Origin of the sequence: Pantoea sp. 1B4 (genome assembly GCF_016925765.1) — a bacterium.
Lineage (GTDB): Bacteria > Pseudomonadota > Gammaproteobacteria > Enterobacterales > Enterobacteriaceae > Pantoea > Pantoea agglomerans.
Window position 1 is genome coordinate 1,857,467 of sequence record NZ_JAEUWZ010000001.1, and the last position, 12,887, is coordinate 1,870,353.

The window sequence follows — 12,887 nt, forward strand, 5'->3', positions numbered from 1 at the left end:
CTCAGTAGACTCCTGGATAACAAATTTCGTCTGCATCATCAGCGTCGAGAACAAGCAGGCTGTCACCGTAGTAAAGCGCCGCTACCAGCTTTTCGAAGTCGCTACGGAACTGGTGTACCTTCTTGCCCAGCGCATCGCCCTCAAGCGCGCCAGAGAAGAGCCGCCAGACGGGCTTTCCATCGTGCAGCACATCAACCGTTTCCCGGTCTTCATAGGCCGTTTGTTTAGTAAAATACAGGTTGTTATCGAACTGGAACGCGTGGTCCTTACTTCGAGATCGGGTGCTATAGCTGCTGCTTTGCTCTGGTGCCTTCTCCAGTCCGACCATGAAGGAGCCATAGTCGCTGTAAGCCATAAGCACTGACGGGACTTCCCAGCCTTCATGCGTCGCTTCTTCCTCGTGGTCTTTGACGAACGCAGCCCATAGGTCAGATGCCTTGATGTACTGAGGCACCTCATGGGACTTCACGAACTCCAAAACGTGTTCGCGCATCGAGGTGACCAGTCGCTCAGAAACGGCGTTGCCTTCCCACGTCGCGGCCAGTTCCTTCGCCATCAGCAGGTTGTAGCGTGGTAGATCGACCAGTTCGGAGATGTTGGCAGGCAGCGCCTCTTCCAGCGCTTTCTTCACGGCTCGCGGGAACTCGCCCCAGCGGAACGTGTCTTTAATGGCTTCTTCATACAGGCTGGTGACGTGCTTGCGCACCATGTCAGCAAATTCAGGTGACTTTTCAAACTCTGAGCAGTGCGCTGCAATTGCTGTTGCCAGGCTGTTAGCTATATTGTTTTCGTTACTCATTTCTGTCTCCACACACGATTTTTTGTTGCATGAATCCCTTGCCAGTGATGGCAATAAAAAACTTTTGGGATTCGTTAAGTTGGCTGGTGGGTTACTGCAATAACCCACAGCCCGATTACTCCACACACTTGAAAGGTTGCTGCGGTGCCGGGTGCCTCCCGGTGCTCTGGTCAGACTGACAAACACCAGAGCGGAAACTCTTAGACTGTGTGCAATCTTTGTCAGTCTTCCACGCGCGCTGGCCGCATTCACCACAACAGAAATATCACTGCTAGGAAGGCGGCAGATTGGGTTATGAGTCCCGTTACCGCCCAGTGATATTGCTGTTGTGTGCCGGTCTTTCCCGGCTGTCAGTTCTTTATTGCCATCTGAACTCATCGGCCTAACGAGTTTTAACGACCTTTACCGTTTGCATAGTCTTGTCGCCGCTAATATCGGTAGCAGTACCGCTACTTGGTGGACATTTATTGAGACCGTCTTGAAGTAGTAAGCCATCCAGTCTCGTTCAAAGAACTTTCAAAAATTCTTTCAGCGAGGCTTGCTCTAATCTTTTTTAAAAAAGGCGGTTAAACAAACCTTCATGAGTAACCGCCAACACAGCAATTCCTTACTCTTAAAACGCTGGTCCGCGAACCACGTTTTCAACATCACACTGCACACTCACCACACCGGCATCACCACAACAGACAACATCACCATCTGGGAAGAGCCTCAAAAAGGTAATCAGGTCCCTGACCGTTGTGTTCGACATGTTTTTAATCATCTTCACTGTACTGCCCTCACACCACTGCAACTGCTTTAGCGAATCATCCCGAGCTTCTTACGCCTCGGGCGGCTACTTCGTGGGCGTCCTGCCTGTTCGCTGCTGATGAGTTAAATATACACATAATGTGATTTGATGGTCAATCACAAAACGTGTACATGGTATGCGGAACACAATATGTGCATGATTTTTCGTGTGATAAATTATTTTTTTCGGTGATATTTTGAGCGGGATATGATGGTCTCAGGCGGCTGTTTAATGTTTTCAGGCGGGAGTTTTCATGAGCAAACAATCAGATGAGCTTTACGACGAGATGTGCAGAGTGGTCGGTGACGTGGTTTTCACGCTTCACGATTTTGGGGTTGAGTCGAAGCAGATAGTGATAGCAGATGCACTCAGAACGGCACTGGCCTCGAAGAACCCCGCCCGGTCTGAGCTACTGGTTAAAGCAATGGAAGCTGCGGCGAGAGTACTGGATCGGTAGGCATAAAAAAAGCCCGCGCTATGGCGGACTATTGTGGCAGAGTACGCAAACTCAAAATGGCATACTAATGTAAAACGTCAGTTAAAATTTAAGCTCTTTCCAGCTGCAACGAGCATATGGTCATAGTAAGAAGCCATATCATCACTGCTTAATAAATTAAAGACGTTATCAGCATAGCCGCCAACTAAATTCAGCTGTTGAGAATGTGCCTTTTCCTGAGGGATGTCAGCTGCAAAAACTACAAAAGTTTTAACTTCGCTTTTCCAAATAGTTTTTGCTGCATTCATTGTTACAGCTTTAAATGCAGACTCACCCATCTTCTGGCGATTGTTTGAAATCCGTAAATCTAAAGTTTCGGTTAAATGATAGACCCCGTTTTTCAGCAAAAGTTCAGCATAAAGCCCTTCAGATTCAGAGAGCGGATACCCCTGCACCACCTTATGCTCACTGATGTCCTGAAGGTTTTTGCCCATAATACCTTCTTGCTCAAACCTATCTTTTAACTCAGTAATTATTCTTTTTTTGCGAAACCTCTGTTTTCCTCCTTGCACGCTCAGGAGTAATGAAAATCTTATTTAATTCATTGATTTTATTTTCATATTGGCGTTCATCCGCAGCGTTAAACGTACCAACGCTTGATAGAGTAAAGCTACCCTGAAAGAAAAGCGCCGCTTGATCAATACTCAATCCAGAAGTTAGGATTTTCTCAAGCTGCTTTTGACTATTTTCCAAAGCCTCAAGCCCAAACATGTTTGTGATAGCTTTTAACTTTGCAGGGCTATCTATAACGCGTACATCAGGTCCTGAAGGTTTCATCACAACAAGACCTACATTGATCGTCTCGGCACGCACGGGGTTGGGAGTTATTCTGATAATACTGTATTTATATGTACTCATTTCAGCACCTCCCCTTTGACTGTGTCGATTCGCTTAATTCGCCCATCACTTGACCACCAAGTCAATAGAGCATCTCTTTGAAGAGGATTTATCCATGACTCCGGCATGTCTTCGAAAATCCTCTCAACCATACTTGCACTGATTCTGGAAATCTTGTCCAATACTAACAATGCAGGCTCTATACAGGTAAAATCATTATAAGTCAACTGCTTTATCACTTTCCAGCAGTCTGTGGTGTTAAAGCCTGGAGGGATTAGAGCCGATTCAGTTTTGTTAGGCCAGCCCATGACCATGGCAGCAAGGCTGAAATCAAAAGCCTGAATAGTCAAATTCCCATATCGATTTTTTGTGTAAAGGTAGTTCCCAGTATGCCTGTCAACATTGAATACAAACTGGTCAAAGGCGTACACCGACCACACTTGCTTACGGAGGATGGATGGTCCCGACATTAACTCGACTGCAAAATCAATCTCTTCTTGTGGCTTACTAGCAGCTGCAAGATCATACCGCGAGCCAAAGAAATGCTCTTCGGTGTCTGGGTCAATCAAAACCCTACAAGTTGGGGTAGGTAGTCCGCTAAACTCTGCCAGCTTAGTGCATAACCACTCAGATGCTGGAATTTGTTTGGGATGAGGAATTCCAGACAAAGAAGACGCATCACCGTCCGAAACGCCCTTTATTGCATACTCTAATCCATCAGATGCAATGACTGTATGTCTAAGATGGGCAGTTCCCATGGCTGGCCTGTAGTCAACAATTTCAAGAGTAAAAAGAGGCTCTTGAACAGTAATGTTTTTATCAGGTTGTGAGTCTTCTTCCATTTTTACTCCACTACTTGATTATTTATATGAAATTACTGGAATGTCTCTTCAGGCCATTGAGCCTTTACTACCTTACCTATGATGCGGCAGCTGTGATCGCAGTCCAGAATTCTATAGGCAGGATTAAGCGGTACCAGGTAGCTCACTCCTGCATCCTTCTCATACTTTTTGAAAGTAACTTCAGAGTCTGCGTTCGCGGATGCCACACAGAAGTCACCCGTCTCAACAGGTTCTGCTGGGTCAATCAGGATCAGCATACCTTCCGGGAAACTTGGTCGAACGCCTTGAGGTGCAGTCATTGAGTGACCTTTAACTTCCAGCCAGAACGCTTTATCACTGGCCTTCTTAGTTGTCGGAACCCACGCCTTAGCATCTCTTGATGTGAAGCTCCCCACCTCAGAAAAGTCACCAGCCTGGACATAGGTGAACAGGGGGTATTCATACTGCCTAAAGACTGCATCGGCATCTTCACCAAACAGTATCTGTGCTGGAGATGTTCCTAAAGCAGACCCTAATAGAATGGCATCGTCAGAACTAACTTTCCTCGTTCCTGATTCATAATTCCCTAAACGTGACGGAGCTGCCCAGCCACATAATCTGGCAAGCTGCGCCTGACTCAATCCTTTGCTTTCTCTAAGGGCTTTGATCCTTTCCCCTATCAACTCATGCATTGTTTTCATCCCATCAAATTTAACACGCAGTGTGATTACTGTATCTACACGTTTTGTCATTGACTCTTAATCACGAATTGTGTGTAATTGCTTTGTGATTAACTTTTGGAGAAGCCAATGAACACTATCGCTGAGCAAAGAAAGAAGCTCGGTATTTCCCAGTCTGTTTTGGCTGATGTTATTGGCTGGGGCCAGTCGCGCGTAGCCAATTACGAGCTAAGCATCCGTAAGCCAGGCCTTGATGAGTGCCGAATGATTGTTTTAGGACTCAACAAGCTTGGAGCTAACTGCTCTCTGGACGATGTATTCCCGCCCGGCAGAGCAAAGAAATAACAGATTTTAGACGTTCCACTTTCACTTAGTAACCACAGGAAAAAGGGCTTAACCGTGGATGAGAAGCATTGGCAGGTAGAGAAGCAACCGGCATGGCTGGTGGCAGCAATCAAGAAGACTATTTCAAGTCTTCCGGGTGGGTATGCAGAAGCAGCTGAATGGCTGGGCGTGACTGAGGATGCTCTGTTCAACCGCCTGCGTACTAATGGCGATCAGATTTTCCCAATGGGCTGGGCGATGGTCCTGCAACAGGCAAGCGACACCAAGCACATCGCTAACGCGGTGTCCCGTCAGTCAAACAGCGTCAACGTTCCGCTTGTGGGCATTGAGGATGTTGATAACGCAGATATCAATCAGCGACTGATGGAGTCAGTTGAGTGGATCGGTAAGCACTCTGCCTACATTCGAAAAGCAACTGCTGACGGGGTAATTGATGCTGCGGAGCGTGAGCAGATTGAAGAGAACAGCTATCAGGTCATGGCTAAGTGGCAGGAGCATCTGACGCTTCTGTATCGCGTGTTTTGCCCGCCAGAAAAGGTGAACGCCGCAGGATTGCAGCCCGCGGCGTTCGATGCGACTAAATCAACGTGTGTGGAGAACTAATCGCGTGATCAATTTAACCAGATTATCAGGGTTACCGCAATTCCGTTGCCTCCCTTCAGCTGGTGGCCGTTTCAGCAGTGAGCCGCTGCGGTATGTGCTTAATGTACCAGGCGGCGCAGAGGAAGTTAACCACAGCTTTGTTGACTGGGCTGTGGGCGATGCTAACCAGCGAATGAAGGCGACCAAATGCGAGAACTTGACCGCATCTTCCGAGATAAGCGCGGCATCCCTGTGCGGGTCATTCGCTGGGAGCCAGAGAACGACAGGGTTATCTACCTGCGTGACAATTACGAACATGGCGAGTGCTTCAGCTCTCTCGAACGGTTCAAGCAATATTTCAGAGAGGTTGAGGTAAGTAATGAGCGTTAAATTATCTGCATTCGTCTGGGACGGCTGCGCATCATCCGGCATGAAGATCACTATGGTAGCCATCATGGCACGCCTTGCTGACTTCTCAAGCGATGAGGGCGTTTGCTGGCCGTCAATCGCTACCATTGCCCGTCAGATTGGCGCTGGCCCGAGCACTGTTCGTACCTCGATTCGCAAGCTGGAAAGTGAAGGCTGGCTGACCAGCACGTCGCGTCGCAAAGGCAACCGCAACAACTCGAACATGTATCAGCTGAACGTAAAAAAACTCCGCGAGTCGGCTGCTGCTCACCTGTCAGAATCTGAGGCGTCAGAATCTGACACATCAAAATATGACGCTTCAAAATCTGATGCACCGAATTTTGAGGCATCAAATTTTCACCCGTCAGAATCCAGCAAAAATAACAGTTTTGACCCGCCAGAATCTGGCGACGATCCGTCAGTAAATTCAAAACATGATCCATCAGATAAAAAACCCTTTTGTCAGGTTGCGTCGCAACCAGACGATGAGTGGTCAATTCTTAATCGCTCTCGTCAGGTTTTGCGTCACCTGAACAAAGTGACTGGCGCAAAACACACTGAAGCGCAGTCGTCGATGGGTCATATCAAGTCCCGCCTGAAAGACTCCTTCACGGTGGAAGAGCTTTGCCTGGTGGTGGATTACAAACACGCCCACTGGGAAGGCACTGAGGAATACCAGTACATGCGTCCCAAAACGCTGTTCATCCCCGGCAACCTGCCTGGCTATCTCCAGTCAGCTACCAAGTGGGATAAAGCTGGTCGCCCACCACGATCTGAGTGGAATGCCCTGAAGCGCAACATGCAGCGGGATATCACTGTCATTCCACAGCCTGACAGCTCAGTGCCTCATGGCTTTCGCGGTTAACAGGAAAATAATCATGATCAACCACGAATCAAAAATTCTTGAACTGATTACCTGCAATGGCCCGCTGAAGGTTCGCGAACTCTGCAAGCTCACTGGTCTGCATGAGACTTCAGTGAAGCGCTTTATCAAACCGTTGTTCACCAGAGGGCTGCTGAAGCGGGCGAGCGACTGGAGTTATTCGATTAACACTGACCCGTTACCGGCAGAGAGCGAGAAATACAGCCACATGGCGAAGCAGGCCAGCGAACTGGAGGCGAAAGGATTCTGGTTACGTGCCGCGCAGGTCTGGCGTGAAGCGATGCTGGTGGCCCGGTTCGATGCATCCCGCAACGAAGCCAAAAAAGAATTGTGACCGCTGCGCCGTGAAAGGCTCACTTAACTGTGGCAGCTACGGTGGACTCGACACCGGTCGCATCATTTCAGCCAGTGTGAACAGGGATTTGTTATGAAAGCGCACCTTAAGAGCCACTACCAACGCAATGAGATTTTCTACCAGGCCATCCGCACCGCAGCGGTGATGATTGCCGCCCTGATTATTGTCCTGACATGGGAGCTGACCACAGCATGAGCACATTAGCGCGCATTTACGACGACAAGAAAAATAGCGATACCGATATCACTACCCGCAAAACCTACCTGCTGGGCGTTGATGAGCTGTATGTCGAAACTAATTACAACATTCGTGATATCGATCAGACCCATGTCGAGGAGTTCCGCGACGCCTTTATCGCTGGTGAACATGTGCCTCCGCTGGCTGTTAAGGTCACCGAGAAGGGCATTAAGATCATCGATGGCCATCACCGCTATTACGGTGCAAAGCTGGCTCAGGAAGCGGGCTATACGCTGCGCCTTGAGTGCAAAGACTTCGTGGGGAGTGAGGCGGACAGCGTGGCGTTCATGGTCACCAGTAGCCAGGGCCGCGCCCTGTTGCCGCTGGAACGCGCAGCAGCCTATCAGCGTCTCGTTAACCAGGGCTTAGAGCCAGCTGAGATTGCCGCCAAAGTGAAACGTTCGATCACCGATGTTGAGCAACACTTGCAGCTGCTGACCGTTGGCGAACCTCTGATTGAAATGGTGAAGTCCGGTGAAGTGGCTGCAACCACAGCAGTAGCCCTGCAGCGCGAACATGGCGTGAAAGCATCATCAGTAGCACAGGAGCAGATGCAGAAGGCGAAAGCGGCAGGGAAGAAGAAGCTGACTAAGACCGATGCTATGCCGCAGTTCAGTGCTGCCCAGGCACGTAAGCTTGCAGAACTGATTGCTAAACATTCTCAGACAGAGCAGAGCGATGAAGGCGCACGCATTACGCTGACGTTTGAAACTGACCTGCAGGCCGCTGAGCTGATGGATATTATCCTGATCGCCAAAGAGCACTACGGCGTGACTCAATCAGTAAGCGAACAACCGGCCCCGGTTAAGTCAGAGAACGGCGATGGTGATGACCTGCCGCTTCTAAAACACGAAATCCTTGAGCAAAGCGGTGTTGAAGCATGGGCGTGCGTAGTTGCCGCGTTCAAAATGAAAGCTGAGTACACCTACAGCGAATCAAAGTACGCGCATACCTGGGCGGCGGACTCCGTTGAGAACCCTACCTGTGTGACAGTTCCGGCAGAGACCATTGCTAAAGCAGTGCGCCTCATCAAAGAGCATCATGACGATCTTGAACTGAAGCTGTGGGTGTCAGAGCAGTACGATGATCCAGAGCTGGCAAAGGAACAGTTGCAGCGTTTTTCAGCGGTGCTGATTGACGTTCGCCAGGACAGGCCGTGCACGGTTCAGGAGTTTATCGCGCTGGTGGAGCAGACTAGCCGTGATTGCTGGACAAATATCCGCATGCTGCGTCAGGCAATTAAAGAACTGCCCGCTCTGGCTGGGAGGGTTGCATGATCCATTACCATGGTGGACCTATAACACCTGATACATGTGCCATCAGAGCGTGGAAAGCCCGTCACGCTTTTATCTCCTTTGCTCATGCGGGCCAGATAAATCTCGCCTCCGAATGCTGTCAGTCATTTGCTCTTGATAATGGCGCATTTACTGCGTGGAAGGCAGCTGGCCGAAACAAAATCGACTGGGGTGATTACTACGAATTCGTGGCGCGCTGGAAAAATCATCCAGGTTTCGATTTTGCCATCATCCCTGATGTCATCGACGGAGGTGAGGCTGAGAACGAGGCGCTTCTTGATGAGTGGCCACACGGAGATTTCTATGGTGTACCGGTATGGCACATGAACGAGAGCGATGATCGGTTCATCCGGTTGTGCAATGAGTATCCGCGCGTAGCGATTGGTAGTTGCGGAGAGTACGACGTTAAGCGTCCGAACCTTGCTGTAGCGCGTATGAAAGACCTTATTCGTCACGTTACAGATGAGTTCGGTCAGCCCATCGCCAAGCTTCACGGCCTGCGCATGCTCAATCCTCTAATTTTCACAAAATTACCGCTGGCGAGCGCTGACAGCACTAACGTTGCCAGAAATATTGGCATCGATAAGGCATGGTCAGGAGCGTATGCCCCGGCATCAAAAGAGACTCGCGCTGCACTGATGGTCGAACGCATCGAGTCACACAACAGCCCTGGCTCACTGAATTACTGCGAGCAGCGAGACCGGTTCAACATGCAGTTTCAGCTGGCGGTGTAGGGAGAAATATGAAACTTACATTGCCTTTCCCGCCAAGCGTTAACACGTACTGGCGTAACACCAGACAGGGAGTATTGATCAGCGCCTCCGGGCGCTGTTTCCGCTCCAATGCGTTTGCCGCTGTCATGGAGCAACTTAAACGCCGACCACAGCCGATTACAGTGAATGTTGAGGTGAGTGTGCTGCTGTTCCCGCCAGACAAGCGCCAGCGTGACCTTGATAACTACCTCAAAGCATTATTCGACAGCCTCACGCATGCCGGTGTTTGGAGCGACGACAGTCAGATAAAGCGATTCTCGGTAGAGTGGGGCGCAACGACGAAGAAGGGCAAGGCCGAAGTAACGATCACGCCTTTTGAAGTGGTGGCCGCATGAGAGCATTACTTACGCCAGAGGTAGCACCGCGCACCGGGATTGTGTTGTTGAAGCCAGGACCAGACCTGTTGAAGCTGTTTAAGGGAAGGGTGGTGATCAGCACACCGACAATGGATATGGCAGACCTGCCATCAGGGCGGCTTAATGACGGCACCCAGCTGTTACTTGATGAGCCCTCACTGATTCCCTTCTTCAGTCACGAACGCGTGATAAAGGCCGCTGGTGGACCGAATGCGCTGGCATCCTTCGTCCAGTCCTTCGGGTGCTGCCAGTGGGAGCAGTTGGGAGTGTGGCATCACCATGAATTCACAGTGTCAGAAATCGAAAACGGCCTGGTTTCTCTTTGCTATAGCCACGATAATGAGTTCAGGGAAAACGGCGTACCCGGTAGCCTGGAGAATATCGCCAAAGGTAACACCGCACTCTGGATAATCAGGGCGGCATGCAGCCAGATGGCGCTAAACGGTGACCATCAACTGGCCCTGCCGGAACTGTGCTGGTGGGCAACCTTGAATGATGTGATTGACCTGATACCAGAGGCACCGGCCCGGCGCGTTCTGCGTATGCCGAAAGAGACTATCCAGAGCGGCGAGCTTAAAGAGGCCCGTATTGTTCCTGCGCGACCGGCGCGTGAGGTGATCCAGGATGCTGCTGAGTTGGTCAAAAAAGATAATCGACCTGCGCACCGACCCTGAATCACCAGAATCCTTCATGAAGCGCCCCAAGCGAAAGCGCTGGGAAAGTGAGAAATACACACGATGGATAAAGTCGCAGAAGTGCGCATGTTGCGGTGTGAAGGCTGACGATCCTCATCACATCATCGGGCATGGACAAGGGGGGAATGGGAACAAAGGCGCATGATTTATTTGTGATACCGCTATGCAGAGCGCATCACGATGAACTGCACCGGGATATGAAAGCGTTTGAAGCGAAATACGGCAGTCAGATAGAGCTGCTGTTCAGGTTCCTTGATTTCGCGATTGCAGTCGGCGTGATCGGGACAGACAAAAAATAAAGTGTGTGGAGAGGATTAAATATGCGTGACATGTCACAAGTGTTAGATGGGTGGGGCGCGTGGGCTGCTGCTGAAAGTAGCGGTGTTGATTGGCAACCTATTGCCGCAGGGTTTAAAGGATTGATCCCACATGGTAAATGCTCAAGAAATCCATGTTGTGATGATGATGGTTTAATTATTGACGGATGCATAGCTCGGTTAAAAAAGTACAAACCAGAAGAGTACGAATTATTAGTCGCTCACTATGTGATGGGCATATCTCTACGCGCCATCGCCAGAAAAAGAAAATGTTCAGATGGAACAATTAGGAAAGAATTACAAACCGCAGAAGGTTTTGTTGGTGGGTGCTTGGCGATGCTTGATATAACATTCAATGTTGATATTTAATAAAATAAAAGACTAGCTTTGCTAGTCTTTGTTATCATCTGGAATGTTCAGCTTGGCTTTCTCTTCATGCATTTTATCTATCATGAAAAACATACCTAAAGCGGTTGTTGAAAGAATGTTCCCAACTATAGTTAGATAAATAAATATACAGGCGTTTTTAAACCACCCTATAGATGACAAGTGCATTTCCTTAATGCTAGAGCTCGTAAGCTGGATAGCGCCGCCAAGAAAATACATAGCTATACTAATAAAAGCTAAGTATCCAAAGAGATATGTTAGGAATTTTCGACGTGTTAGGTTTTTTCCCCTTAATTTTGGCGGCACTCCTGTCATCACATCATCCATGCCTGGCTTTTGAAATGTTGCCACTGCAGCCATTGAGGCAATGTAAAATCCAGATAATATCTGTAAAATCCCATTAACCAAAGAAACTAAACTATCCTTACCAATGAAAGATATATGCTTAGGCAACAAGTTTATTATCACAACAATTATTCCGGCCGTGAACAATGGTATAACAAAATCAAACCACCTCTTTTCGTTATGAGAGATGTTTAAGTAATCTATCGGCGTCATTACCTTATTGAAAATTGACATCAGATGCCTCCTTTGACGCGTTTTATTTTATCATAAAGGCTAGCATTTTCTTTACTAACTCACTGTGCTGCGCATCCTGGCAGACATTGATAGCTGTGCCAAGAATAGCTTTATCTCGCTGTGCTAACTGTGCTGTCGCTAACTCTTTCAGGCTTCGCTCCGGTGATAAACTGAAACTATCTGTGCCAGTACGCCTGTTTGCGTCTTTATAAGTGATACGCATCGTACCATAACCCATGCCTCGTAACTTATCGTAGGCTTTCTTAACCGCCTGAACAGCTTTTTCACCACGTTTGAACTTCGTGCTGATCTTCAAAATTTCCTCTTCAACTTCAATAAGGCCCTCTTCATCAAGAGCGTTTTTTGAAGCTTTTCTTGAGGCTACTATGCCTGATAGATAACCTGTGGCAAGTGTCTTCTCAAGGGTAGAAGAAGCATGAAAGCTCAAATCTACAATGGGTCTGCATTTCAGATCATTTTTTCCATCGGGTTTTTGATATGTAAAACCACAATCTTTAAAGAAAAACGTCAGAGCCTGCGATAGCAGAGCGCGAGTGATTCCCGGCACTTCCTCAATTACAGCGGCATAAGTGTAAGGGAAAGCTTCGTTGCGAGTAGTTTTCTCAATAAGTACATGAGCTGTAGCTCCGAGTCCTTCATCGGCTGCTTTTTTTGCAATGCGGCTAACACCGGTTTTTAGATTTGCAAAAGCTGGGTCCGAGGCTTCACGGTTAGCATATTGAAACAGCAAACAATAGTGTGTGGTCTGTTCGTCAAGGTTAAGAAGCCGAATGACAGATTGGCCTTTGTTGACCTCATAATGAGCATTACCTTCTTTCAAAAGCTTTCGTAATGTAGGAATGCAATTTCTAAGAAGCATGATTGGTGCATCTTTAGGAAATGGTTCCAGATCTAAATCACACTTGATGATAAAACGTTCGTTGTCACCTAAAAGCATCGACTTTCCTTGATTTGCTTAGCTTGGGACCATCTAGAATGGGGGGGCCCAGATGCCAGATTATTCTTATTTTTACTACTTTAAAATATTAGTAACGCGTACGCAAAAACTATTGTAGTGTGATAAGAGTGGTTTCTACGTAGCACTACTTATCATCTTAAAGTCAGTTCCAAATGTGGATGCCAAAGCGCCTCGGGCCTTACCAGCCTAGAGGCGTTTTTTATTTCAAATATACCCTTTAGGGGATGGCGATTTGCCTATCCCTTTCAGGGGATAAAAATTAACCCTGTTGCC

18 protein-coding genes and 1 pseudogene are annotated in these 12,887 nt (G+C 48.3%); 12 read left to right on the forward strand and 7 right to left on the reverse strand.

Annotation, left to right across the window (positions count from 1 at the left end; translation table 11 throughout):
• Position 1: 1 nt before the first annotated feature.
• Positions 2-799 carry a hypothetical protein gene (locus JNO11_RS09055; protein ID WP_325177205.1) on the reverse strand — a complete coding sequence of 266 codons (798 nt, stop codon included), beginning with the start codon at positions 797-799 and terminating at the stop codon, positions 2-4.
• A 1,043-nt stretch (positions 800-1,842) separates the two neighbouring features.
• Here JNO11_RS09055 and fumD point away from each other — a divergent pair.
• Positions 1,843-2,046, forward strand: coding sequence for a fumarate hydratase FumD (fumD, locus tag JNO11_RS09060; RefSeq protein ID WP_325177206.1), 204 nt, complete (start codon positions 1,843-1,845; stop codon positions 2,044-2,046).
• Between the two features lie 77 nt (positions 2,047-2,123).
• On the opposite strand, the gene JNO11_RS09065 is transcribed toward fumD, so the two are convergent.
• Genes JNO11_RS09065 through JNO11_RS09080 form a run of 4 tightly spaced genes read right to left on the reverse strand, consistent with a single transcriptional unit; the run spans position 2,124 to position 4,444 of the window.
• Positions 2,124-2,519, reverse strand: a complete 396-nt coding sequence (locus JNO11_RS09065) for a hypothetical protein (protein WP_325177207.1) — start codon at positions 2,517-2,519, stop codon at positions 2,124-2,126.
• 31 nt (positions 2,520-2,550) lie between these two features.
• Complete coding sequence (locus JNO11_RS09070) at positions 2,551-2,943, reverse strand: DUF3037 domain-containing protein (RefSeq protein ID WP_325177208.1); 393 nt, start codon at positions 2,941-2,943, stop codon at positions 2,551-2,553.
• Positions 2,940-3,764 carry a hypothetical protein gene (locus JNO11_RS09075; protein ID WP_325177209.1) on the reverse strand — a complete coding sequence of 275 codons (825 nt, stop codon included), beginning with the start codon at positions 3,762-3,764 and terminating at the stop codon, positions 2,940-2,942. Before JNO11_RS09075 ends, JNO11_RS09070 begins: the two co-directional genes overlap by 4 nt.
• 32 nt (positions 3,765-3,796) lie before the next feature.
• Positions 3,797-4,444, reverse strand: coding sequence for a LexA family transcriptional regulator (locus JNO11_RS09080; RefSeq protein ID WP_325177662.1), 648 nt, complete (start codon positions 4,442-4,444; stop codon positions 3,797-3,799).
• 108 nt (positions 4,445-4,552) lie between these two features.
• On the opposite strand from JNO11_RS09080, the gene JNO11_RS09085 reads away from it, so the two are divergent.
• The 11 genes and pseudogenes from JNO11_RS09085 (at position 4,553) to JNO11_RS09135 (ending at position 11,038) form a co-directional block, all read left to right on the forward strand.
• The gene (locus JNO11_RS09085) at positions 4,553-4,768 is read left to right on the forward strand and encodes a helix-turn-helix transcriptional regulator (protein ID WP_187508842.1); all 216 of its coding nucleotides are present in this window, start codon (positions 4,553-4,555) and stop codon (positions 4,766-4,768) included.
• A 54-nt stretch (positions 4,769-4,822) separates the two neighbouring features.
• Entirely contained in the window at positions 4,823-5,371 is a 549-nt protein-coding gene (locus JNO11_RS09090) for a YmfL family putative regulatory protein (protein WP_325177210.1), read from the forward strand.
• A gap of 186 nt (positions 5,372-5,557) precedes the next feature.
• A complete protein-coding gene (locus JNO11_RS09095) occupies positions 5,558-5,740 on the forward strand; it encodes a DUF4222 domain-containing protein (RefSeq protein ID WP_325177211.1) in 183 nt (60 codons plus the stop codon).
• Positions 5,730-6,623: a conserved phage C-terminal domain-containing protein gene (locus tag JNO11_RS09100; RefSeq protein ID WP_325177212.1), complete on the forward strand. Its 894-nt coding sequence runs from the start codon at positions 5,730-5,732 to the stop codon at positions 6,621-6,623. The genes JNO11_RS09095 and JNO11_RS09100 overlap by 11 nt, the downstream gene beginning before the upstream one ends.
• A gap of 13 nt (positions 6,624-6,636) precedes the next feature.
• Complete coding sequence (locus JNO11_RS09105) at positions 6,637-6,975, forward strand: PerC family transcriptional regulator (protein WP_325177213.1); 339 nt, start codon at positions 6,637-6,639, stop codon at positions 6,973-6,975.
• 93 nt (positions 6,976-7,068) lie between these two features.
• A complete protein-coding gene (locus tag JNO11_RS09110; protein WP_254920038.1) occupies positions 7,069-7,191 on the forward strand; it encodes a hypothetical protein in 123 nt (40 codons plus the stop codon).
• Positions 7,188-8,510, forward strand: a complete 1,323-nt coding sequence (locus tag JNO11_RS09115) for a chromosome partitioning protein ParB (protein WP_325177214.1) — start codon at positions 7,188-7,190, stop codon at positions 8,508-8,510. The genes JNO11_RS09110 and JNO11_RS09115 overlap by 4 nt, the downstream gene beginning before the upstream one ends.
• Positions 8,507-9,262 (forward strand): hypothetical protein, encoded by a 756-nt coding sequence (locus JNO11_RS09120; protein ID WP_235764450.1) that lies wholly within the window; start codon positions 8,507-8,509, stop codon positions 9,260-9,262. Before JNO11_RS09115 ends, JNO11_RS09120 begins: the two co-directional genes overlap by 4 nt.
• Before the next feature lie 8 nt (positions 9,263-9,270).
• On the forward strand, positions 9,271-9,636 hold the full coding sequence (locus JNO11_RS09125; RefSeq protein WP_325177215.1) for a RusA family crossover junction endodeoxyribonuclease: 366 nt from the start codon (positions 9,271-9,273) through the stop codon (positions 9,634-9,636).
• Positions 9,633-10,651 (forward strand): annotated as a pseudogene (locus JNO11_RS09130) (DUF968 domain-containing protein). Before JNO11_RS09125 ends, JNO11_RS09130 begins: the two are co-directional and overlap by 4 nt.
• A 21-nt stretch (positions 10,652-10,672) precedes the next feature.
• Positions 10,673-11,038, forward strand: a complete 366-nt coding sequence (locus tag JNO11_RS09135) for an antiterminator Q family protein (protein ID WP_325177216.1) — start codon at positions 10,673-10,675, stop codon at positions 11,036-11,038.
• 21 nt (positions 11,039-11,059) lie between these two features.
• Here the strand turns inward: JNO11_RS09135 and JNO11_RS09140 are convergent, their stop codons facing one another.
• Positions 11,060-11,635, reverse strand: a complete 576-nt coding sequence (locus JNO11_RS09140; RefSeq protein WP_325177217.1) for a hypothetical protein — start codon at positions 11,633-11,635, stop codon at positions 11,060-11,062.
• Positions 11,636-11,657: 22 nt separating this feature from the next.
• Positions 11,658-12,593, reverse strand: coding sequence for a hypothetical protein (locus JNO11_RS09145; RefSeq protein ID WP_325177218.1), 936 nt, complete (start codon positions 12,591-12,593; stop codon positions 11,658-11,660).
• Positions 12,594-12,887: the final 294 nt, after the last annotated feature.

Bases quoted from the DNA above. Each gene is read 5' to 3' on its own strand.
- JNO11_RS09055 (WP_325177205.1), bottom strand. From the start codon at position 799: ATGAGTAACGAAAACAATATAGCTAACAGCCTGGCAACAGCAATTGCA.
- fumD (WP_325177206.1), top strand. From the start codon at position 1,843: ATGAGCAAACAATCAGATGAGCTTTACGACGAGATGTGCAGAGTGGTC.
- JNO11_RS09065 (WP_325177207.1), bottom strand. From the start codon at position 2,519: ATGGGCAAAAACCTTCAGGACATCAGTGAGCATAAGGTGGTGCAGGGG.
- JNO11_RS09070 (WP_325177208.1), bottom strand. From the start codon at position 2,943: ATGAGTACATATAAATACAGTATTATCAGAATAACTCCCAACCCCGTG.
- JNO11_RS09075 (WP_325177209.1), bottom strand. From the start codon at position 3,764: ATGGAAGAAGACTCACAACCTGATAAAAACATTACTGTTCAAGAGCCT.
- JNO11_RS09080 (WP_325177662.1), bottom strand. From the start codon at position 4,444: ATGAAAACAATGCATGAGTTGATAGGGGAAAGGATCAAAGCCCTTAGA.
- JNO11_RS09085 (WP_187508842.1), top strand. From the start codon at position 4,553: ATGAACACTATCGCTGAGCAAAGAAAGAAGCTCGGTATTTCCCAGTCT.
- JNO11_RS09095 (WP_325177211.1), top strand. From the start codon at position 5,558: ATGCGAGAACTTGACCGCATCTTCCGAGATAAGCGCGGCATCCCTGTG.
- JNO11_RS09100 (WP_325177212.1), top strand. From the start codon at position 5,730: ATGAGCGTTAAATTATCTGCATTCGTCTGGGACGGCTGCGCATCATCC.
- JNO11_RS09105 (WP_325177213.1), top strand. From the start codon at position 6,637: ATGATCAACCACGAATCAAAAATTCTTGAACTGATTACCTGCAATGGC.
- JNO11_RS09110 (WP_254920038.1), top strand. From the start codon at position 7,069: ATGAAAGCGCACCTTAAGAGCCACTACCAACGCAATGAGATTTTCTAC.
- JNO11_RS09115 (WP_325177214.1), top strand. From the start codon at position 7,188: ATGAGCACATTAGCGCGCATTTACGACGACAAGAAAAATAGCGATACC.
- JNO11_RS09120 (WP_235764450.1), top strand. From the start codon at position 8,507: ATGATCCATTACCATGGTGGACCTATAACACCTGATACATGTGCCATC.
- JNO11_RS09125 (WP_325177215.1), top strand. From the start codon at position 9,271: ATGAAACTTACATTGCCTTTCCCGCCAAGCGTTAACACGTACTGGCGT.
- JNO11_RS09135 (WP_325177216.1), top strand. From the start codon at position 10,673: ATGCGTGACATGTCACAAGTGTTAGATGGGTGGGGCGCGTGGGCTGCT.
- JNO11_RS09140 (WP_325177217.1), bottom strand. From the start codon at position 11,635: ATGTCAATTTTCAATAAGGTAATGACGCCGATAGATTACTTAAACATC.
- JNO11_RS09145 (WP_325177218.1), bottom strand. From the start codon at position 12,593: ATGCTTTTAGGTGACAACGAACGTTTTATCATCAAGTGTGATTTAGAT.